At 68.3% G+C, this 21,165-nt stretch carries 20 protein-coding genes; 10 read left to right on the top strand and 10 right to left on the bottom strand.

Going from position 1 to position 21,165, the window contains the following annotated elements:
* Positions 1-38: 38 nt before the first annotated feature.
* The 3 genes from OG300_RS19690 to OG300_RS19680 form a co-directional block, all read right to left on the bottom strand.
* On the bottom strand, positions 39-815 hold the full coding sequence (locus OG300_RS19690; RefSeq protein ID WP_405498024.1) for an NPCBM/NEW2 domain-containing protein: 777 nt from the start codon (positions 813-815) through the stop codon (positions 39-41).
* Positions 816-1,022: 207 nt separating this feature from the next.
* Entirely contained in the window at positions 1,023-1,733 is a 711-nt protein-coding gene (locus tag OG300_RS19685; RefSeq protein ID WP_405498022.1) for a hypothetical protein, read from the bottom strand.
* Positions 1,721-2,599, bottom strand: coding sequence for a hypothetical protein (locus tag OG300_RS19680; RefSeq protein ID WP_405498601.1), 879 nt, complete (start codon positions 2,597-2,599; stop codon positions 1,721-1,723). The genes OG300_RS19685 and OG300_RS19680 overlap by 13 nt, the downstream gene beginning before the upstream one ends.
* A 220-nt stretch (positions 2,600-2,819) precedes the next feature.
* On the opposite strand from OG300_RS19680, the gene lspA reads away from it, so the two are divergent.
* The 6 genes from lspA to OG300_RS19650 all read left to right on the top strand — a co-directional run bounded on the left by lspA (position 2,820) and on the right by OG300_RS19650 (position 8,365).
* Positions 2,820-3,524, top strand: coding sequence for a signal peptidase II (gene lspA, locus OG300_RS19675; protein WP_405498020.1), 705 nt, complete (start codon positions 2,820-2,822; stop codon positions 3,522-3,524).
* The gene (locus OG300_RS19670) at positions 3,521-4,447 is read left to right on the top strand and encodes an RluA family pseudouridine synthase (RefSeq protein WP_405498018.1); all 927 of its coding nucleotides are present in this window, start codon (positions 3,521-3,523) and stop codon (positions 4,445-4,447) included. Before lspA ends, OG300_RS19670 begins: the two co-directional genes overlap by 4 nt.
* 10 nt (positions 4,448-4,457) lie before the next feature.
* Positions 4,458-5,123, top strand: coding sequence for a hypothetical protein (locus tag OG300_RS19665; RefSeq protein ID WP_405498016.1), 666 nt, complete (start codon positions 4,458-4,460; stop codon positions 5,121-5,123).
* Between the two features lie 67 nt (positions 5,124-5,190).
* Entirely contained in the window at positions 5,191-5,877 is a 687-nt protein-coding gene (locus OG300_RS19660) for a GAP family protein (RefSeq protein ID WP_405498014.1), read from the top strand.
* Between the two features lie 89 nt (positions 5,878-5,966).
* The gene (locus OG300_RS19655) at positions 5,967-6,962 is read left to right on the top strand and encodes a diiron oxygenase (protein WP_405498012.1); all 996 of its coding nucleotides are present in this window, start codon (positions 5,967-5,969) and stop codon (positions 6,960-6,962) included.
* Between the two features lie 140 nt (positions 6,963-7,102).
* Entirely contained in the window at positions 7,103-8,365 is a 1,263-nt protein-coding gene (locus tag OG300_RS19650; RefSeq protein WP_405498010.1) for an MFS transporter, read from the top strand.
* A gap of 2 nt (positions 8,366-8,367) precedes the next feature.
* Here OG300_RS19650 and OG300_RS19645 read toward each other — a convergent pair whose 3' ends face one another.
* The 3 genes from OG300_RS19645 to OG300_RS19635 all read right to left on the bottom strand — a co-directional run bounded on the left by OG300_RS19645 (position 8,368) and on the right by OG300_RS19635 (position 12,751).
* Positions 8,368-9,510 carry a lipase family protein gene (locus OG300_RS19645; protein WP_405498600.1) on the bottom strand — a complete coding sequence of 381 codons (1,143 nt, stop codon included), beginning with the start codon at positions 9,508-9,510 and terminating at the stop codon, positions 8,368-8,370.
* Positions 9,511-9,601: 91 nt separating this feature from the next.
* Entirely contained in the window at positions 9,602-11,383 is a 1,782-nt protein-coding gene (locus tag OG300_RS19640) for a gamma-glutamyltransferase family protein (RefSeq protein ID WP_405498008.1), read from the bottom strand.
* Between the two features lie 9 nt (positions 11,384-11,392).
* Positions 11,393-12,751: a flavin monoamine oxidase family protein gene (locus OG300_RS19635; RefSeq protein WP_405498006.1), complete on the bottom strand. Its 1,359-nt coding sequence runs from the start codon at positions 12,749-12,751 to the stop codon at positions 11,393-11,395.
* A 56-nt stretch (positions 12,752-12,807) separates the two neighbouring features.
* Between OG300_RS19635 and OG300_RS19630 the strand changes: the two genes are divergently transcribed.
* The 3 genes from OG300_RS19630 to OG300_RS19620 all read left to right on the top strand — a co-directional run bounded on the left by OG300_RS19630 (position 12,808) and on the right by OG300_RS19620 (position 15,302).
* Positions 12,808-13,401 carry a TetR/AcrR family transcriptional regulator gene (locus OG300_RS19630; protein WP_405498004.1) on the top strand — a complete coding sequence of 198 codons (594 nt, stop codon included), beginning with the start codon at positions 12,808-12,810 and terminating at the stop codon, positions 13,399-13,401.
* A 51-nt stretch (positions 13,402-13,452) separates the two neighbouring features.
* Positions 13,453-14,265 carry a PIG-L family deacetylase gene (locus OG300_RS19625; protein ID WP_405498002.1) on the top strand — a complete coding sequence of 271 codons (813 nt, stop codon included), beginning with the start codon at positions 13,453-13,455 and terminating at the stop codon, positions 14,263-14,265.
* A 248-nt stretch (positions 14,266-14,513) separates the two neighbouring features.
* Positions 14,514-15,302: a helix-turn-helix domain-containing protein gene (locus OG300_RS19620; protein WP_405498000.1), complete on the top strand. Its 789-nt coding sequence runs from the start codon at positions 14,514-14,516 to the stop codon at positions 15,300-15,302.
* Between the two features lie 10 nt (positions 15,303-15,312).
* Here the strand turns inward: OG300_RS19620 and OG300_RS19615 are convergent, their stop codons facing one another.
* Positions 15,313-16,113, bottom strand: coding sequence for an acyl-[acyl-carrier-protein] thioesterase (locus tag OG300_RS19615; RefSeq protein WP_405497998.1), 801 nt, complete (start codon positions 16,111-16,113; stop codon positions 15,313-15,315).
* Between the two features lie 190 nt (positions 16,114-16,303).
* Here OG300_RS19615 and OG300_RS19610 point away from each other — a divergent pair, with 190 nt between their 5' ends.
* Complete coding sequence (locus tag OG300_RS19610; RefSeq protein WP_405497996.1) at positions 16,304-17,221, top strand: ADP-ribosylglycohydrolase family protein; 918 nt, start codon at positions 16,304-16,306, stop codon at positions 17,219-17,221.
* Positions 17,222-17,226: 5 nt separating this feature from the next.
* Here the strand turns inward: OG300_RS19610 and OG300_RS19605 are convergent, their stop codons facing one another.
* The 3 genes from OG300_RS19605 to OG300_RS19595 form a co-directional block, all read right to left on the bottom strand.
* Positions 17,227-18,054 (bottom strand): PhzF family phenazine biosynthesis protein, encoded by an 828-nt coding sequence (locus tag OG300_RS19605; RefSeq protein WP_405497994.1) that lies wholly within the window; start codon positions 18,052-18,054, stop codon positions 17,227-17,229.
* An 87-nt stretch (positions 18,055-18,141) separates the two neighbouring features.
* Positions 18,142-20,613 carry an HAD-IC family P-type ATPase gene (locus OG300_RS19600; protein ID WP_405497992.1) on the bottom strand — a complete coding sequence of 824 codons (2,472 nt, stop codon included), beginning with the start codon at positions 20,611-20,613 and terminating at the stop codon, positions 18,142-18,144.
* 28 nt (positions 20,614-20,641) lie between these two features.
* Positions 20,642-21,142 carry a MarR family winged helix-turn-helix transcriptional regulator gene (locus OG300_RS19595; protein WP_405497990.1) on the bottom strand — a complete coding sequence of 167 codons (501 nt, stop codon included), beginning with the start codon at positions 21,140-21,142 and terminating at the stop codon, positions 20,642-20,644.
* Positions 21,143-21,165: the final 23 nt, after the last annotated feature.

Raw genomic sequence — 21,165 nt, 5'->3', positions numbered from 1 at the left:
TGCCCCTGTCGCATCGACTGCGTTGTGCGCGTGCATGTTCAGTGGGCCGGACCGGGCGATCCGGCGCAGAGGATCCGGGGGCGTCCCCAGGCGTTGGTGGCGTCCTGGCCGTGGCGGGTGTCGAGCAGGGTGAGGCGAATGATGCCGGTGATGTCGACGTGGACGTCGGCGGCCGGATCGTTGGGTCCGACGTCGACGGAGAACAGTTCGCGGTCGTCGCCGAGGACCACGAAGTGGCCGGTGCCGCCGCCGGACGAGTCGGTGTTCTTGCCGACCGAGGTGTCGAAGGCCGTGCACTGCCCGGCGATCGCCCACACCGCCTTGTCGTTCTGATCGCTGCTGCTGGACTGGTAGCTGCCGACGATGCCCGCCGGGTAGGTGCCGGTGCCGATGCGGACCGGGTCTACGGGGTCGAAACCGTTGTTCCACACCACTGATCGCAGTTTGGTGAGGTCGTAGGAGATGGGCGCGTGGGCCTGCGGTGAGGTGGCGGACGGCCCGATGGCCGGTGTGAGGCCGGTGGTCGTCGTGGTGGTGGCGGTCGCCGACACCGCTACCGGCGGTGTGGATTCGGCGTTGCCCGCCACCGCGGAGTTGCCGTGCCGGTTCGCCCAGACCGCCGCGGCCACCGCTCCGGCGAGAACCAGCAGCGCCGCGAGTGACACCGCCGCCAGCCGTCTGCTGGGCCCGTGGAAGTTGTTCACCACCGAGTTGCCTTCGCCGACGACCTGGCCGCGTACCTCCCGGCCGTGAACGTCGAACTGTCGCCTTCCCGGTTTCCCGGGTGCGGGGTGCTGTTCGGGATTCTTGCTCACTGCGACGCCTACCCGTGTGTCGGCTGCCTCTGTTCCGCGCGGCGCCGAACCGCTGCGCCGCCGCAGTGGATTATGTCCCGTCGCGGGTGCGCGCGGTGTCGAAAGTCGCTCTCCAGGCCCATATTCGAGTACGACGTTGTCCGAGCCCGTACGAATTCGGCCGAAAAAGTCCGGACCGAAAACGCTGGTCGGTATTTTCCGGGCGGGTTAAGGGCCGACCGCGCCCTGTAAACGCCGAACTTGCGTCGCGGTCATGGCGCTGAGCTGCTGCGGATCCGGTTCCTTCGCATCGGACAGCGCGATCTGCACCACCGTCGACCCGACGAGCACGATGCTCACATCCGTGTACAGCGTCAAACCCTGACTGGTGGTGCGCATTTGGAACGAGGTGGACGCGTCCCCGGCATTCGGCTGGCTCAGCCCGCCGACCCGGAATTCCACGGACGAATTGTCGGCGTCCTTCCCGGTGTATTTGGTGCAGCCCTGCAACAGCTTCTGCACCGCGGAGAAGGCCTGCGCCGCACCGCCGTTGGCGTAGGAGGCGGCATCGATGTCGAGGCTGGCGAAGTTCGAGCCCGCGAACTGCGCGGCGGCCTGCGCGGCCGAGCCGGGGGCCTGGTCGGCGATGCCGGCCAGCACGCTGGAGCACTGTGCCGGATCGGTTTTCGAGCCCGCGCCGCTGGTGCTGCCGGGCGGCGGATCGTTGAGCGCGGAGAACCCGGCGGGCAACTGTCCCACCTCGAGCAGGTCACCGCGCAGGGTGTACTGATCGAGTGGCGCCGCGCCCGCGCCGGAAGTCCCGGGCGCCACGGTGGGTCCGAGGGTCGGCAGCGGTGCCGCGGAATCCTTGCTCCCGCAGGCGGTGACGGTCAGCGCGAGGGCGGCCGCCAGCAGCGCCGAGCGGGTCAGGCGCCCCACTGCACCTCCGTGCGCAGCGTCTGGCGCAGGGTGACCTGGCTGTTCGGATCGCGGTAGGTCTGGTTGCCGCCCACCTCGACGGAGCCGGAAACCGGCAGCGGCATATCGAGATCCACCGCGATGGTGCCGGTGCCGTGCATCAGGTAGTCGACGATCTCGAGCTGCCCGGCCTCGTTGGGCAGATGCCACACCGTGGTTTTCGGGGTCTGCACCACATTGAGTTCGATGGTGAGCTGATTGCCCTCGCGTGCGGTGAGGGTCGCGGTGGTGACCTGCTCGAGCGGCACGCTGTCGGAAACCTGTTGCCGCACCGTCCACACCGCGCCCACGCCGACGGCCTCGTCGGGGAAGGCGATGGACTGGTACACGGCCTGATAGAACGCCTGCTCGAGCGCGGCCCGCGCGGCGTCGGAGGTGGCGGGCTTGGGGGCCAGCCGCAGCGCGGTGATCGCACCCAGCTCGCTGACGTCGAACCCGACGCGGGAGCCGTCGGCGGGCAGCAGCGCCTTGGCCAGTGCGGGATCCGGGGAGGTGACATTGCCGAGGGTGAGGTCGACGCCGTCGGTGCCCGCCTGCGCGGTGAGTGGAATGGTCACCGAGGGCGGCGAGAAGTCGCGCACCGCCTGCTGATTGATCTGCTGCTCGATGTGATGGTCGGTGCTGAGCGTGACCTGCTGGGTGGTGCCCGGGGTGAACGAGCGCCGTAGCGGCGAGCGGGGTTCCGCGCCGGGATCCACCACCGTGGTGGTCATCGCCTCGATCGGCATGGTGACCTCTTTGCCGAGGCCGTGGCTGTCGGTGTTGTCGGATTCGGCGGTGACTTCGGGCCGGTCGCTGCAGCCGACCGCGAAGGCCGACAGCGTCATCGCCAGTACCAGCAGCAGCACGCCGGGGCGGGTGTGGCGTGATCCGGGCCGGGGTCGGCGGGATGCGCCGGAACAGCGTGCGGTGGCATGCGCCGAGCTGGGGGATGAAGACAACACCGTCACGTCGAACAGGTTACGCAGCGATCCTGAAAATCTGCTGGGATCGTGGGCGAGGCGGGCGTGCGGGATGGGTCACCGGCCATAGGGAATGATGTCAAGGGTGAGTACCGACCGCCCGCGCGAAACCGGCGCAGAAGATCCAGACGTGTTGCCTGGCGAGACCGGGGCCGCGCGGGATGCGGAGACCGCCGCCGCGGACGCGTCGGCGTCATCGGAAAACGGGCAGGCAGCGGCCGATTCGCCGGATGCGGCCGAGACCGCGGCGGTGTCGGAAACGGCCGTGGCGCAGTCTCGTCGACTGCCCACCCTGCTGCTGATCGCGGCGGTGCTGCTCGGTCTGGACCTGCTGACCAAGACCATCGTGGTCACCCGGATGACCCCGGGTAAGCCGATCTATCTGATCGGTGACTGGGCGCGGCTGACATTGGTTCGCAACCCGGGCGCGGCGTTCTCGATGGCGACTGGCATGACCTGGGTGCTGACCCTGATCGCGGCGGCCGTGGTGATCGGCGTGATCCGCATCGGCCGCACGCTGCGGTCGCTGCCGTGGGCGATCGGCCTGGGCATGGTGCTCGGTGGTGCGCTCGGCAATCTCATCGACCGTTTGTTCCGCGCGCCGGGCCCGCTGCAGGGACATGTGGTGGATTTCGTGGCCATCGGCTGGTGGCCGGTGTTCAATGTGGCCGACTCGTCGATCGTGTGCGGCGCGATTCTGCTGGTCGTGTTGACCGTGTTCGGTTTCGAACTGGACGGCACCCGCATCCATCGCCAGTCCGCACCGCACACCGAGGAGAAGACCGCATGAGGGAAACCCGCAGCATGCCGGTACCGGACGGCCTGGACGGCATGCGTGTCGACGCCGGTCTGTCCCGTTTGCTCGGCCTGTCCCGGACCGCGGTCGCGGCCATGGCCGAGGACGGTTCGGTGCAGCTGGACGGCGTCGCCGCCGGCAAGTCCGAGCGGTTGACCGCCGGAGCCTGGCTCGAGGTCGAATTCCCCGAGCCCAAGCGCGAACTCGTCGTGGAGGCGACGCCGGTGGACGGCATGCGGATCCTCTACGCCGACGACGACATCGTGGCCGTCGACAAGCCGGTGGGCGTGGCCGCGCACACCGGTGTCGGCTGGACCGGGCCGACCGTGGTGGGCGGGCTGGCCGCCATGGGCTACCGCATCTCGACCTCGGGCGCGCACGAGCGGCAGGGCATCGTGCACCGGCTGGACGTCGGCACCTCCGGGGTGATGGTGGTGGCGCAGTCCGAGCACGCGTACACGGTGCTCAAGCGGGCGTTCAAGGCCCGGACCGTGGAGAAGCGGTATCACGCGCTGGTGCAGGGTCATCCGGATCCCAGCAGCGGCACCATCGACGCGCCGATCGGGCGGGCCCGCGGCAACGACTGGAAGTTCGCGGTCACCGCGGACGGCCGTCCCTCGGTCACCCACTACGACACCGTCGAGGCGTTCCAGGCCGCGAGCCTGCTCGACATCCATCTGGAAACCGGTCGCACCCACCAGATTCGCGTGCATTTCTCGGCGGTCCGCCATCCCTGCTGCGGTGACCTCACCTACGGCGCGGATCCGCGGCTGGCCGAACGCCTCGGGCTGGAACGGCAGTGGCTGCATGCCCGGCAGCTGGGTTTCAATCATCCCGCCGACGGCCGCTGGGTGGAGATCACCAGCGAGTACCCGGCCGACCTGAAGCACGCCCTGGACGTTCTCCGCACCAACTGATGGGTTCGCAGTGCCCCGTGCCTCTTCGATCCGCAATGCCGGGATCGGTCTCGCCGCAGTAGCTTTCGTGATGCTGATCGTGGTTCTGGGCTGGGCGATCCCGCCCCGGGCCGCGGTCATCGGCACCGACCGGCTCGGTCCCGAGAACGGCGAGGCGGTGTCGAACTATCTGGCACGGTCGAAGGACTCACTGCGGGGCGAGGATTCGTCGGTGCGCTGGGCGCTGCTGTCGTTCACCACCGCCATCACTTCCGACCGGATTCCCGAATACGCTGCGGGCCTGCGGATCTCGGAGGTGGAGTATCACGTGTGGGTGGATCGGGTGGCCACCCCGATCATTCCGGTCCCGGTTCCGGCCGGGGACGCGGTGGCGGTGGCCACCGTGAAAACGGCTGCGGCGCAGATGGGTTCGACGCCGACGTACGACGATCGTTCCACCCGGGTCAAGAATCTGGTGACCGCGCGGCTGGAGGCGAATTGCGCGTGCGTGGTGGCGGTGGTGCTGCAGGCTCCGCTGGCCGAGCTTCGCACGATCGCCGCGAAACCCGGTGCCCGCGTCGTCGAGGCGCTGCCCGCCGATGCCGCGGCCGATGTCTTCGCGGTCGCGCCGCTGCTGCCCGAGCAATCGGTGAGTGCCGACCCGACTCCCGACGACGGCCCGGTTCCGGACAACTGAGCGAGCCCGGGGTCGGTCTCACCGGTCTCGAACCCGCCGGTCGTGTTCCCGTATGTTCGGCAGGGACATGTTGATCTTCTTGCTGGCGCTCGCGGGCTTCGCCTTCCTCGATTCGCTCGATGTCCTGCTGGTGGGGGTCACCACCGCGGTGATCTACGACAGCCGCCTGAGCCGTCGCTCCGCGGTGCCGGGGGCGTTGAGTTTCCTGGCCGGAGTCTTCGCCGTCACGGTTTCCTTCGGCATCACCTTCGTGCTCGGCCTGCGCTTCCTCACCGATCTGGTCAGCTTCGACATCACGCCGACCGTGCGCTACTGCGCCGAATTGCTGGTCGGCATCCTGCTGCTGGTGCTCGGCAGCGTGCGGTTGTCGAAGTCGGGTGGTGCGGCGACGGTGCCGGAGTGGGCGTTGCGGGCGCGGCGGAAACCGTTGCTGCTCGGCCTGGTCGGCGTGGCGATCGGGTTGGCGCAGGCGCCGACCGCGGTGCCGTATCTGGCCGGGCTGGCGATGATCTCGGCGCGCGAGCCGCATCCGCCGCTGTGGCCGTTGATCATCGTGGTCTACTGCGCGATCGCGCTGCTGCCGCCGACCCTGGTGCTGATCACCTCGACACTGCGGTCGACTCGCGCGCGCCGGTTCTATCGCCGTCTGGTGCGTGGTCTACAGCGTTTCGGGCCGCTGTCGGTGCGGATTCTGCTGCTGGTGGCGGGGGTGGCGCTGGTCGCGGACGCGCTGGTGCACTACTCAGCGCTCTGAGCTCGCCGGGTTGTATGTGACAACTTGTTACGTATACTTCGGTGGCAGCCGGTTCGCCGGTGCGTCATGGAGCTCAACGAGGAGGACACATGGCCCTGCCGTTCGCGGAACGAGCCGATTGGTTCGGCCCGGAGTATCGGGACACGCTGGAGGCCCTGAACGACGGGTCGGTGCACCGGCGCTTCGATCCGTATCTGGACATCGACTGGGACGCAGCGGAATTCGCCATCGACCCGGAGGATCCGCGCTGGGTGCTCGCGCCGGACTTCGATCCGCTGGGCGCGACGCGCTGGTATCGGGAACAGCCCCTGGACCGGCAGATCGCGATCGGACGCTGGCGGGTGGCCAACTCGATCAAGGTGGGCGCGGCCTTCGAGAGCATGCTGATCCGCGGGCTGATGCACTACATCATGAAGCTGCCCAACGGTTCTCCGGAGTTCCGCTACTGCCTGCACGAGATGACCGAGGAGTGCAACCACATCCAGATGTTCCAGGAGCTGATCAATCGGATCGGCGTGGATGTGCCCGGCATGCGGCCGATGTTACGGCGCCTGTCGCCGTTCGTCGGCGTCATCGGCGGCTATCAGCCGGTGGGCCTGTTCATCGGGATTCTGGGCGGTGAGGAACCGATCGACCACTACCAGAAGTCGATCATCCGCGACGGCGGCAACCTGCCCCCGGCGGTGGTGCGCACCATGGAGATCCACATCGCCGAGGAAGCCCGCCACATCTCCTTCGCTCACGAGTTCCTGCGAGTGCACGTCCCCAAGATGTCCGCCAGTCGGAAAGCGTTGACCGCCATGCTCTTTCCGGTGATCATGCGCTGGCTCGCGGCCGAGATCATGACCCCGCCGAAATCCTTCGCGGCCGAATTCGATATCCCCGAAGACGTGTTCCGCGAGGCGTTCTGGGATTCCCCGCAATCCCGCCGCATCCTGGCGGGCTACTTCGGCGACATGCGCCTGCTGGCCAGCGAACTCGGCCTGATGACACCGCTGGCCACCCGCGTCTGGACGAAACTCGGCATCAGCGGACCGGCCTCGCGCTACCGCAGCGAACCCGAGCGTGGTCGCCGCGCCGCCTGACGCGCGGACCGCCTCGACCTGCGTGCACAACGTGCGGTTGTGGCCGGCCGACCCGCTCGTTGTTTGATTCGAGCCTGCCGCCCTTGCTTTGATTCACTGCCGACAGCGGCGAGTGATGCGGGCGGAAGGTGCGGAATTTGGTGGCCAGGCGTGCTCTGGGTAGGCAGTTCGGCTGGTTGTGGGCGTCCTACGCGGTCAGCGCTTACGGTTCCGGCCTGGGGTTCGGTGCGTTGCCGCTGATCGCGGTGCTGGCGCTGCACGCGAGTCCGGTGCAGGTGTCGGTGCTCTCGGCGGTCGGGCCCGCGGTGGGTGCGTTGATCGCGTTGCCGCTCGGACCGTGGGTGGAGTTCCGCCGCAAACGGCCGGTGATGATCACCATGGATCTGGTGCGGTTCGCGGTCATGCTGTCCATTCCGATCGCCTACGCGCTGGGACGCCTCGGTTTCGCGCAGCTGATGATCGTGTCGGCGGTGGTGGCCGCCGCCAAGATCGCCTTCAACGCGGCGAGTGGTGCGTACCTCAAATCGATTGTCCGGCAGGAGGATCTGCTGGTCGCCAATGCGCGGTTCGAGTCGACGAACTGGAGTTCCATCGCGGTCGGACCGCCGCTGGGCGGCGCGGCGATTGGGGTGTTCGGGCCCGTCACCACGATCATCGCCGACGCCCTCAGCTACCTGCTGTCCGCGCTGGGCGTCACCGCGATTCGCGATCGGGAGGAACCTCCGCAGCGCACCGGCAAGGACGGCACGCGCCTCGCCGACTTGCTCGAGGGCTGGCGATATCTGCTGTCCCACAGCGGGTTACGAGTGCTGCTCTTCAACAGCATGCTCGTCAGCGGCCTGATCATGGCCACCGAACCGCTGCTGGCCGTGCTGCTGCTGCGGGAGCTGGGGTTCCCGCCCTGGCAGTACGGCCTCGCCTTCGCCGCCCCGTGCCTGGGCGGGCTGATCGGTTCCCGGCTGGCGCGCCGGGTCGTGGCCCGCTACGGCCAGTTCCGGATCTTGCGCACGGTCGGGGCGCTGCGGGTGGTGTGCCTGATCGGCTTGGCCTTCGTCGGGCCCGGAATCGCCGGTCTCGCAACGGTGATCGTGGTCGAGCTCGCGATCATCATCTGCATGAGCCTCTACGCCCCGGTGCTGGTCACCTACCGGCTCGAACAAACCCCGAAGGACCGGGTGACCCGCACGCTGTCGGCCTGGTCGATCAGCACCGGCCTCTCCATCGCCGTCTGTACCGCCCTCGCAGGTGTCCTCGCCCAGGCCACCACGCCCCGCACCGCCCTGGCCGTATGTGGCCTGCTGATTCTCACGACCGCGCTTTTGCTTCCGCGTCGCGAGGATTCAGCCCCGGCCGCCTCCGTCCCGCTCGATTCGCCACAGCCACACAGTGATTCGCGGGTCTGAGGTCAGCCCCGGCTCGGCAGGACTTCGCTGACGAAGCTGCGGGTGTCGGAGTCGGCCTGCTTCAGCACCGTGAAGTGGGTCGCCGACGGGTAGACCCGCAGTCGGCTGTCGACACCTGCCTGCTGAAGTTCCTGCTGGAGCAGCAGTGTGGTGGGGATCGGCTGCAAGGTGTCCGACACGCCTTGCAGCAGCAGGACCGGCCGCTGGTATCCGGTGGTGGGTACGGCCAGATAGTCGCGCAGCGCCGCACTGATCGCCGGATCCGACAGCGGCCGGGAGAACAGCGATCCCAGCGACTTTCCCACCGCCGCGGCGTCGAGTCCGGCCAGGCAGCCCGGCCCGGTGGTGGCCGCGTCGAGCAGCTGCCTGCCCACCGGTGTCAGGTAGTCGGTGATCCCCAGTTCGGGGCGGGCGTGGTCGAGACCGGCGAGGATCATCACCACCCGCGTCTCGAACCCTTGCAGAATCGACAGTTCCGGCAGGTCCGGGCGGGCCAGGGTGTCGATGAGGTCCTCGACATTGCTGGTCGGCGCGTAGGACACGGTGCCGTGCAGGTCGAGTTCCGGCGCGTAGCCCGCCGCCTGGCTCGCACCGTCGAGGACGGAATGCCCGCCGATCGAATGTCCGGCCAGCACAAAGGATTCCGAGAGGGTGGGATCCACGGCCGCGCCCGCCCGGACGATATCCAGCACGGCGTGCCCGTCGGCGCGTCCGGCCAGGTACTCGTAGAAGCCCGGCGCGCCCAATCCGATGTAGTCGGTGGCCTCCACCGCGTAGCCCTGCGCGAGATAGGTGGACAGCTGCGGTGTCTCGTCCCACGTATCCGCCAGTCCGCCATCGAGATTCGGCGTGCAGCCCAGTGTCATGCCGCTGGTGCTGTGCCCCCACGACACCACCCGCCACCCGCCCGCCGGTGGCGTTCCGGCGGGCAGATAGATATTGCCGCCGCTGAGTTCCGGCTCACCGTTCTGCCCGGTGGTTCGGTAGACGATCCGGAAACCCTTGTCCGCGCCCGGAATCAGGTCCGCGGCCGACAGCGCTTCGAGGTGCACGATGGTGCCGGGGGCGGCCGCTTCGACCGGACCGGCCGTCGCCGCCCCGGTGGCGGCGACCGTGGACAGGGCGACGGCGGCCGCCAGGATCATGCTTCGCACGGGTAACTCCTTGTTCGAACGGGGACAGCGGCTTTCGGGCGGAGCGGCGGAAGTCGGGTGGTGGCGCGGTGCGGGCCGAGGATCAGCGACCGGCCGCATAGCCCTGCATCCCACGGGGATTGGCGGCGGCGGAGAGGACGCCGGTGGCGGGGTCGCGGGCGACGGCGCACAGGCGTCCCTCCGACCATGGGCCGCCGACGCTGATCAGGTGCCCGCGGCGGCGTAGTTCGGCGATGATCGCGGGGTCGATCCGCGATTCCATGGTCACGCCACCGGGATTCATCAGGTGCGGATAGAACGAGCCGGGGAAGCTGTCCTGATGCCAGTTCGGTGCGTCGATGGCTCCCTGCAGATCCCAGCCGCCACGCACCTGCCCGCTCAGGGCGACGGCGAGGAAGAAGTGCAGGCTCCACTGATCCTGCTGATCGCCGCCTGGTGTGCCGAACGCCAGCACCGGTTCGCCGTCGCGCAGCGCCAGCGTCGGGCTGAGCGTGGTGCGCGGACGTCGGCCCGGGGTCAGGGAATTGGGTAGTCCGGGCTCCAGCCACGCCATCTGTAGCCGGGTGCCGAGTGGGAAGCCGAGTTCGGGCACCACCGGATTCGATTGCAGCCAGCCGCCACTGGGCGTCGCGGCGATCATATTGCCCCAGCGGTCCACGATATCGAGGTGGCAGGTGTCACCGCGGGTCGTGCCGTTCCCGGCGACGGTCGGTTCCCCGGCGCCTGCCGGAACATGCTGGGGTACCAGTGATTCCGCATGACTGCCCAGGACGGGCGAGCGGCCGTCGGGGCTGCCGGGCCGCAGCTGGTGCGAGGCCTCGGGACCGATCAGCGCCCGGCGTTCGGCGCTGTACTCGGGAGACAGCAACGCCCCCAACGCGATATCGGCACTGTCCCCGTACCAGGCCTCACGGTCGGCCATCGCGAGCTTCGAGCCCTCGATCAGGCGGTGGTAGTAGTCGGCGGTCCCGTACGCCAGCCGATCCGGCAGCAGGGCGAGCTGTTGTAGGAACGCCGGGCCCTGACTCCACAGCCCGGGTTTGGCGATGGTCCAGCCGTTCCAGGTGAACGTGACCGGATCCTCGTATGTCGCGGAGTAATTCGCGATGTCGTCGGCGGTGAGGGTGCCCGCGTGCCGTTTACCTGAAGTGTCCATGGCGGGCCGCGCCGCCCAGGCGGCCAGGGCCTCCGCGATGAATCCTTCGCGCCAGACGCGGCGGGCGGCCTCGATCTGGGTGTCGCGGTCGGTTCCGGCGGCCTCGGCCTCGGCGATCACCCGCCGCCAGGTGTCGGCGAGGACCGGATTCTTCAGCAGGTCCCCTGGCGCGGGCGGTTTCCCGGACGGCAGATAGACCGGCACCGAGGAGGTCCATTCGGTTTCGAACAGCTCGCGCATCACCGTGATGGTCGCGCCGACGTCCTCGAGCACCGGATGCCCGTGCTCGGCGTATCCGATGGCGTAGGAGAGGATTTCGGCCAGCGGCTTGCTGCCGTGGTCGCGCAGCAGCAGCATCCAGGCGTCGAACGCGCCGGGAACCGCCGCCGCCAGCGGCCCGCTGCCGGGCACCAGGTCCAGGCCGAGTCCGAGATAGTGCTCGATGCTCGCGCCCGCGGGGGCGGGTCCCTGCCCGCACAGCACCTTCGGCGGTTGTCCTGCCGGTGCGAGGATGATCGGCACCTCACCGGCCGGACCGTTGAGATGCGGCTCCACCACGTGCAGTACGAATGCCCCGGCGACCGCCGCGTCGAAGGCGTTGCCGCCGTTCTCGAGTACAGCCATCGAGGTCGCGGAGACCAGCCAGTGCGTGGACGACACCATGCCGAAGGTGCCCCGCAGGGTGGGCCGGGTGGTGAACGAAGTCATGTCGAACCTTCAGATCGTGTGGTGGTCGAGGATTTCGCGGGCGGCCCGCTGCCCGGATTCGATCGCGCCGTCGATGTATCCGGCCCAACGGATGGCGGTCTCGGTGCCCGCCCAGTGCAGGGCTCCGGTGGGGCGGCGCAGTTCGGAACCGAAGCGGGTCAACGTCATCGGGGTGGCGAAGGCTCCGTAGCAGCCGCCGGTGTAGGTTTCCGCGGCCCAGTCCTGTTCGAAGTAGTGCACCGGGTCGGCGGCCTCGGGCCCGAAGTACCCGACCAGGTCTTCGATGACCGCGTCGCGCCGCTGTTTCGGGCTCAGTCGCGCGGCGGCCTGGGCGTGCACCGATTCCAGGAAACCCACCAGCACAGCGGGTTCGGCATTCGGCGGGCTGGCGTCGAACACGGTGCCGAGAGCGCGACGGTCGCTGTTGGCCTGGCCGGAGAGTCCCGCGCGACGCCAGAACGCCTCGTCGTAGACCACATTGACCTTGATGGTCCAGCCCATCGGAAGTCGTTGCAGCAGTTGGGTTCGCGCTGACGGCAGGTCCGGGGTGAACCGGATGCGCGACACCAGCGGCGGCGGGACCGCGACGATCGCGTGCCGGGCCCGCCACTGCCGGGCACCGGCGCGCACCCGCACCTCGGTGTCGGTCCAGTCGACCTCGGTGACCGGAGCGCCGAGTTCGACCCGGTCGCCGAGTTTCTCGGCGAGGGCGATCGAGACCTGCTGGGTGCCGCCGACGACCCGATCCTGTTGTGCGCCACCGGTGGTGTTGATCAGCGAGTCCACGCCGCCGCCGGAGTGGATGTAGAACTGCGCCCACAGTGCGGACATGTCCGCGGGTTCCGCGCACCACACCGCGTTGGTGACGAGGCGGAAGAAGGCCCGGCCGGTCGCGGTGCGGGTGCGTGCCCGCAGCCACGTCTCGAAGGTCTGACCGTCGAGTTCCTCGGCGTCCGGCGCGGTCCAGGGCGCGTCGAGGGGAACCTTGCGCGCGGCCCGATCCAGGCGGGCCTGGGTGAGCCCGATGTCGGCCAGCGCCAAGGGATTCAGGCGGGGGATACGCCCCTGGTAGCGGGTGACGCGGTCGCCGAATTCGCCGATGTGGACGCCGCTGTCGTGGGTGGGGTAGGTGGCGAGGCCGAGTTCGGTCAGCAGCGCCAGGATTCGGTCCTGGCCCGGACCGACCCACATGCCGCCGGCTTCGACATAGCTGGGGGTGTCGGGGATTTCGACGGTGAGGGTGCGGCCGCCGACCCGGTCCCGGGCCTCGAGCACCACCACCTCCAGTCCCTGGGCGGTGAGCGTGTTGGCCGCGGTCAGTCCGGCCGCGCCGGCTCCGATCACGATGACATCGACGAGATCCGTCATTTCTCATACACCTTGCATCTCAAATACAGGATGTATGTGAGAGTACTATTGCCGATGTGGCTGTCAAGGGACTACGGGCGGAATACGCCGAAGCGACGCGGTCTGCCCTGCTGGAGGCGGGTCGGCGCCTGTTCGTCGAACGGCGCTACAGCGAACTGTCCGCCGAGGAGATCGCCCGGGCCGCCCGCCTCACCCGCGGGGCGCTGTATCACCACTTCGGCGGCAAACAGGGCTTGTTCGAGGCGGTCTTCGAGCAGATCGAAGCGGAGCTGACCGGTCGGCTCGGGGCCGCGCTCACCGGCGACGACGCCTGGGAGGACGGGCTGCGCGCGCTGGACGCGTTCCTCGACGAATGCACCAGCGTCCCGTATCGGCGCATCGTGCTGCAGGAGGGTCCGGTCGCGCTGGGCTGGGACCGGTGGCGCGAACTCGACGAGCGGCACATGCTCGGACTGGTCCGGGGTCTGGTGGACGAATTGAACCGGGCCGGAATCCTGCGGCCGCGACCACCGGATCTCGTGGTGCGCGCCATCTACGGTCTGTTGACCGAAATAGCCTGGGGTATGGCCGAAGCGGGTGACAGCGAGCAGGCCCGCCGTGATGCGGGTCAGATCGCGCTCGAGATGATCAGTGCGCTGCGGCTGCCATGAGGGTGTCCGCGGTGGAAAAGCGAATCGGCGAGTAGGGACAGACGGGGACTCATGAGTGACCAATTGACGATCATGGCCGTGCACGCGCATCCGGACGACGAGGTGATCGGTACCGGCGGGGTGTTCGCGCGGTATGCCGCCGAGGGCATTCGCACTGTGCTCGTCACGTGCACCAATGGCGAACAGGGCGACGCACCCGGTGGGATCAAACCCGGTGCGCCCGGTCATGATCCGAATGCGGTGCGGGCGCAACGGCTTTCCGAACTCCGGGAGTCGGCGGCGCTACTCGGAATCGAGCATGTCGAATTGCTCGGTTATCGCGATTCGGGGATGGACGGCTGGGACGGCAATCACGATCCCGAGGCGTTCTGGAACATTCCGGTCGAGCAGGCGGCGGCGCGGGTCGCGGAACTGATGCGGCAGTATCGGCCGCAGGTGGTGGTGACCTACGACGAGAACGGCAATTACGGTCACCCCGACCATATTCAGGCCAATCGGGTGGCATTGGCGGCCTCGGCCGCGACCGGTATCCCCGACAAGCTGTACTACTCCGCGATTCCGCGGGAATCCTCGCGCGAGTTGTTCGTGGAACTGCGTGAGCGGGGTCTGGTCGACTTCGATCCGCCGGAGGACTTCGGGACGCCGATGGCGCAGATCACCGCGGTGGTGGATGTGAGTCCCTATGCCCGGCGCAAGGTCAAGGCGCTCGAGGCGCACGGGAGTCAGAGTGACAGTGTGCCGTTCCTGCACATGCCCGCCGAGCTGCAGAACCTGATGTTCTCCAGCGAGAGCTTCGTGCGCCACTACAACCGGGTCGCCGCGGCTCCCGATCAGGAGACCGATCTGTTCGCGGGACTTCGCTGACCGTCGCGTCGGCGCTCGATATCGAGTGTGTCGCTTACCATTACGGCCGGGGTGGAGTGAATTCGACGACCGGTGTGCGTGGTGGTGTTCACCGAGACTCCGCGGAGAAGATAAAAAAGACCGGTCGGTATTTTATTGCGGGACAACGGAATTGCTGAACAGTCCTATTGTTGCAATTCGGTCACGTGCGGTGTCGGAGTGCGTGTTCGAATGGGTCAGGGTACCGGCCGGTTTCATAGAGTGCACCAATGGTGGGACTGGGAGTTTCGGACCCCACGCGGGTAGAAGAACTGCGTTTCGGCGTCGTGCTGAGGCAACTGCGTGATGAACGCAGAATGTCGCGGGAACGGCTGGCTTTCCGAGCTGGGATGAGTTCCAGCTATATCGTGCAGCTCGAATCCGGGAAGAAGGAGCATCCGGCGGATGCCGTGGTGCACGCCCTGATTCGCTCGCTCGACGCCGTCATCGAGTTACAGGTCGGGCAGCGTCAGCTATTGCTCGATCTGGCGGGTTTGGGCGCCTCGGAATTTCCGAGTGTCGGCCAGCTGCAACGCACATTGAGCGAAGACCTTTTGAAAGCACTCGACCTGTACGGGCAACGTCCCGCCGCGTATTTGGATGTGCGCTGGAATCTGCTCGCGTGCAACAACTGCTACGGCCAGACCTTCCCCGGCCTGTGCCCCGGACAGAACGTGCTGTCCTGGATGCTCAATCACCGGGCCGCCCAGGACGTCCTCGAGGACTGGGACCAGGAATGCCGCCGCGCCGTGCACTGCCTGCGCGGCGCGATCGTCCGCAACGGCTGGGGCGACTGGGCGCAGCGGCTGGTCACCGAACTCGGCCGCAGTGAGGTGTTCCGCCGCATCTGGAACGCCGGGGGCATGACCTACGGCCGTGACGATCCGATCATGCGCATCCGCGATCCTCGCACCGACCAGCAACGCACCCTCATGGTCCAGCTGTTCGGGCTGCCGGGTCCCGGTGCGGCCGACCGCATCCAGTTCTTCCTCGGCGTCGACGCCACCCCGTCGACCTAGCCGGGTCCTGTCATTCGCCGGGAGCGGGTGGGGCGGTGCGGAGTTGGGCCACGGCTCGGACATCGCGGTCGACGGTGAACCACAGGGTCAGCGAGTCCGGACCGTGGGCGGTGTGGACGTCCACGAGTTCGCCGTAGTGGATGGGCTTGTTGTACTCGAGGATGTAGCGGTGCGGGAAGCGGGTGAGATCGTGCGCCTCGGCGGTGAACTCGTGCACGGCATGCCAGTAGGCGGTGTTGGTGATGTGCTGGAAGTGGTCGGTGTCGGTGCGGCGCAAGGGGAATCGGATGCCGCCGATGCCGGGGACGGGGGTGTCGAGCCACTGCTTCCAGCGCAGGCGGTGGTCGGGGGTGGTGCTGGACATCAGCTCGAAGAACTGGTCGGCGAGCCGCGAGGGGCTCATCGTGTCCTTGTTCATGTGGATCCAGAAGCCCTCGGTTTCGATGAGGCCGCCGGCGTCGGAGTCGATGCGCACGCGCATGGTGCACCAGCGCGGGGAGACGCCCGAGCACCAGCGGCGCAGGCGCAACTGGGCGGGCCATTCCACGGGCCGCAGCACGTCGATGACGGTGCGGCGGACGATCCAGTGCGGATGCGAGTCCAGGGCGTTCTCATGGATCAGGTGGTCGACGCCCGCGTCCTGCAGCAGCCGGGCGATGCCGTCGATGCGCAGACCCTGGTCCTCGCCCATGTCGACGGTGCCGAGGCGCTGGGTGACGTCGAAGATGTGGCCGGTGGCCGGGACCGCGGCCAGCCGCGAGGCCATCAGGGGGATGTCGGCGGTGGTGACCGGCGGGGCGAGCTGACTCATGATCGGCAGAACCTCCGGGCTGGGGGAGGGAGCGCGTGACAGGGAACCGGGCGACGACGCGGCGGTATGCCCAGAGCGTAATGCAGAACCGTAAAGAGGCCGGGTTCAGCGGTTCGGCGTGCCCGGGGGTGAGTAACGTCGAGGTTGGTCGAGGTGCAGCCTCGAGACGAGCAGGAAGAGGCGGGCTGAGATGGAATTGACGCCGGAGCAGGCCGATCGGGCCGCCGGGGTACTGGTGGGCACCGCGGCCGGGGACGCCCTGGGCGCGGGCTACGAGTTCACGCATCCGGGCCGGGACGCGGTCATCGAGATGAAGGGCGGCGGCTCCTTCGACTGGGCGCCCGGCGAGTGGACCGACGACACCGCCATGGCGATCGCGGTGGCCCGCGCCGCCACCCAGGTCGGCGAACTGTGCTCCCCGCAGGGCCTCGACGCCGTCGCCGCCGAATTCGTCGCCTGGTTCGACACCCAGCCCAAGGACATCGGCAACCAGACCCGCGAGATCCTGCAGTGGCGCGACACCACCGGCCGCGACATGCAGATCCGCGCCCACGACCTGAAGGGCCTGAAGGCGGGCAACGGCTCCCTGATGCGCACCGCCCCCGTCGCCCTCGCCTACCTCGACGACCCCGAGAAGTGCGGCAAGGCAGCCAAACTCGTCAGCTCCCTCACCCACTACGACATGCAGGCCATGCAGGCCTGCAAACTCTGGACCCTCGGCATCCGCCACGCCGTCCTGCACGGCACCTACGACGGCGTCCGCGAAGCCCTCGCCATGGTCGACACCGGCTTCTGGGAACCCTTGCTGGACAAGGCCGAATCCGGCGACCCCTCCGACTTCCCGAAAAACGGCTGGGTAGTCCACGCCCTGCAAACCGCCTGGTGGGCCATCACCCACACCGACACCCTCCCCGCCGCCCTGGAACTCGCGGTCCGCGCCGGCGGCGACACCGACACCACCGCCGCCATCGCCGGCGGCCTGCTCGGCGCCCGCTGGGGCGCCTCGGCCGTCCCCGCAGAATGGCAGACCCTACTCCACGGCTACCCCGGCTACCGCGTCGCTGACCTCGTCACGTTGACCGAGCAGATCACCGCGCACGGCAACTGAATTCGCTAGTCCGGGATGCGGACTACGCCGTCGAGGTAGCGGCGGCAGCGGCCGGTGAGGCGGACTCGGTCGCCGGTGAGGGCGCAGCGGAGGGCGCCGCCTCGGGGGGAGAGTTGGCGGGCGGTGAGGGTGGTGCGGCCGAGTTCCCGGGACCAGAGGGGGGTGAGCTGGGCGTGGGCGGAGCCGGTCACCGGGTCTTCGGGGATGCCTTGGCCGGGGGCGAAAACTCGGGAGACGAAATCGGATTCGTTGCCGGCGGCGGTGATGATGGCGGCGCGGTTCATCCGGGGGAAGGCGGCGAAGTCCGGGCGGGCTTCGCGCACTTCGGATTCGGTGGGGACGAGCAGGACCAGGTCGGTGCCGTCGAAGGCGCGCACGGCGCGGACGCCGAGGGCGCGGGCCAGGGCGTGCGGAACCTCGTCGCGCACATCGACTTCCACCGAGGACACCGACGGGAGATCCAGGACCAGATCGTCACGGTCGCGGTCGACGCGCAACCAGCCGCTGCGAGTGTAGAAGTGGACGCGATCCGCGCCGGGATGCATATCGTCGAGAATCTGGGCGGCGGTGGCGAGAGTGGCGTGACCGCACAGGTCGACCTCGACGGCGGGCGTGAACCAGCGCAGATGGAAGGCGGGCGAGTTGTCCGGCGGCGCACCCGCTTCCGGCGGCAGCGCCGAGGTGTAGAAGGCGGTCTCGGCGAGATTGTTCTCCTCGGCCAGCTGTTGCAGTAGCTCGTCGGGCAACCAGGTCAGCAAGGGCATGACGGCGGCTGGGTTGCCGGAAAAGGGTGCGTCGGCGAATGCGTCGAGCTGATGCAGCAGGACCTCCATGGCGGACAAGGTACCGCCAGATTCGTTGCCTGCCCAGGACACAGCGCAATTCGGCGAGCCAAACCATGCGACCAGTTCGATTGCGGATCAGGGTTTTTCGGCGGCGGGCGGAAGCAGGTGGGGGGATTCGCCGAGCAGTTTGGCGCTCACCCACCAGGCCACCTCGACCAGAACGACGCCGATCGCACCGCAGATGATCGCGGAGGTGGTCAGCGCCACGTTGGAGGGATCCAGTTTGAAGAAGTGGCGGGTGAAGGGAACGGCGAACAGGATCAGGTATCCCACAACGGAACCCGCGACCAGCAGCATCTTCCACCAGTTCCACGGCCGCGCCACGATGGCCAGCACCCACACCGCGATGATCAGCAGCGTGATCAACGCCGTGGTGCCCGCCTGCACCTTCGCGGTCTCGCCCGCGTCGGGCCCCTTGTAGGCGATCAGGTAGGAGATGAACGTCATCACGCCGATCACCAGACCGGACGGAATCGCCAATCGCATGACGCGCCCGACGAATCCGGTGCGGGCGCGCTCGTTGTTGGGCGCGAGCGACAGGATGAACGCCGGAATGCCGATGGTGAACCAGGCCGCGATCGTCACGTGCCGCGGCAGGAACGGATACCCGATCGCCTTGTAGTGGAAGATCTGCGAGCCGATGCCCGCGATGCCGACCAGGAATGCCAGCACCACCGAGTAGACGGTCTTGGTCAGGAACAGGTTGGAGACCCGCTCGATATTGCCGATCACCCGGCGGCCCTCGGCCACCACGTACGGCAGCGTCGAGAACTTGTTGTCCAGCAGCACGATCTGCGCGACCGACCGGGTGGCCGGACTGCCCGAACCCATGGCGACGCCGATATCCGCGTCCTTCAGCGCCAGTACGTCGTTGACGCCGTCACCGGTCATGGCGACGGTGTGCCCACGCGATTGCAGCGCGCTGACCATGGCCCGCTTCTGATCCGGCCGCACCCGCCCGAACACGGTGGATTCGTCGAGCACATCGGCGAGTTCGTTCTGGTCGGTCGGCAACTTGCGCGCGTCGACCGGCCGATCCCCGCCGGGCAGCCCGAGTGACGTCGCCACCGCACCCACCGACACCGCGTTGTCACCGGAGATCACCTTGGTCGAGACATGCTGGGAGGCGAAGTATTCCAGCGTCCCCTTGGCGTCGGGCCGCACCCGCTGCTCCAGCACCACCAGCGCGGCGGGCGTCACCTGCCCGGGCGCGTCGGCCGCGTCGACGGGCCGGTCGCTGCGTGCCAGCAGCAGCACCCGCAGCCCCTTCGCGCCGACTTCCTGTGCGGTGGCGGCGATTTCGGAGTCCGGGTCCAGCAGCACATCGGGCGCTCCCATCAGCCAGTTGCCGTGTTCGCCGTAGGACATGCCGCTCCACTTCTTGGCGGAGGAGAACGGCGCGAGCGCGGTGGACTGCCAACCCGGATCGTCGGGCAGCGCCTCCTTGATGGCCAGCACGCTGGCATTGGGGCGCGGATCGTCGGCGGCGAGCGCGGCCAGCACCTGCCGCAATTCGCCAGTGTCCCCGTCGGATTCGCTGGTGCCGGTGACGCGCGACCCGGTCGCGTCGACGGTCTGGATCTCGGCCAGCCGCATGCCGTTCTCGGTGAGCGTGCCGGTCTTGTCCGCGCACACCACGTCCACCCGCGCCAGTCCCTCGATGGCGGGCAACTCCTGCACCAGGCACTTGCGCGCGCCCAGTCGCACCACGCCGACCGCGAACGCGATGGAGGTCATCAGCACCAGGCCCTCGGGCACCATCGGCACCAGCGCGGCCACCATGCCGTTGACGGCGGGCCGCCACGATTCCTTCGACGACACCAGCTGGTTGTAGATCGACAGCAGTCCGGCCGGAATCAGCAGGTAGGTAATGACTTTCAGGATGGTGTCGATACCGCTGCGCAGCTCCGACTTGACCAGCGTGAACTTCGACGCCTCGTCGGCCAGCTTGGCGGCGTAGGCGTCCTTGCCGACCTTGGTGGCCCGGTACGCGCCGCTGCCCGACACCACGAAGCTGCCCGACATGATCGGCGCGGCAAGGGTTTTGTCGATCGGGTCGGCCTCACCGGTGAGCAGCGATTCGTCGACCTCGAGCAGTTCGGATTCGATGACCTCGCCGTCGACCACGATCTGATCGCCGGGCCCGAGCTCGATGATGTCGTCGAGCACGATCTCCTGCGGCGAGACCGGCTGGGCGCGTCCGTCGCGCCGCACCACCGGTTTGGCCTGCCCGACAATGGCGAGCTGGTCGAGGGTGTTCTTGGCCCGGATCTCCTGGATGATGCCGATCGCGCTGTTGGCGATGATCAGCAGCCCGAACATCCCGTCGATGACCGACCCGGTCGCGATCACCAGGATGAACAGCACCCCGAGCAGCGCGTTGATTCGGGTGAAGACATTGGCCTTGACGATGTCTCGCACCGAGCGACTGGCCCGCTCGGGCACATCGTTGGTGAGTCCGTCGCGCCGCCGCTGCTCGACCTCGGCCGAGGTCAGTCCGGTCGCGGGCGCGGGAGGGTGTGTCTCGGCCTGGGCGGTGATCGACATGTCCGCCAGCCTAGATGCTTGCTGCTCGTTAGCTGGTGTTCGCGTCGGTCAATTCCTCGGCCGATTCCTGACCGGCGGCACCGGTTCTGCGCAGGAAGTCGGCGATCACCTCGAGTTCGGCCGCGGAGTAGTGCTCGCAGAGCGCGTCCATTCGGGAGTTCATGCCCGCGAACAGTTGGAACAGTTCGGTATTGCGCTCCCGGACCGCGTGCAGGGTCACCGCGCGGCGATCACTGGATTCGGGGTCGCGTTCGCGCACGATCCAGCCGCCCTTCTGTAGCCGGTCGAGGATCCCGGTGAGCGTGGCCGGGTGCAGCCCCGCCTGACGCGCCAGGGCGGTCGGGGTCATCGGACCGTGGCGATCGATGAGATCGAGGCAGGTCCAGTCGATGTCCCGGAGTTCGACTCGGCTGCCGAAGCGCCGGTTGAGCAGCGACAGCTGAATGTTCAACTCGCGCAGCGCGTCCCGGACGGCCACGGTGAGCTGCCGCCGGTGCCGGGCGTCCGCCCGATCTGCTGTCGAACTCATCCGGCGCTGCTCTCCGATCGGTT

Source organism: Nocardia sp. NBC_00511, assembly GCF_045161165.1.
GTDB lineage: Bacteria > Actinomycetota > Actinomycetes > Mycobacteriales > Mycobacteriaceae > Nocardia.
The sequence above is the reverse complement of the archived record's forward strand: the minus strand, read 5'-3'. Positions and strand labels throughout refer to the sequence as shown.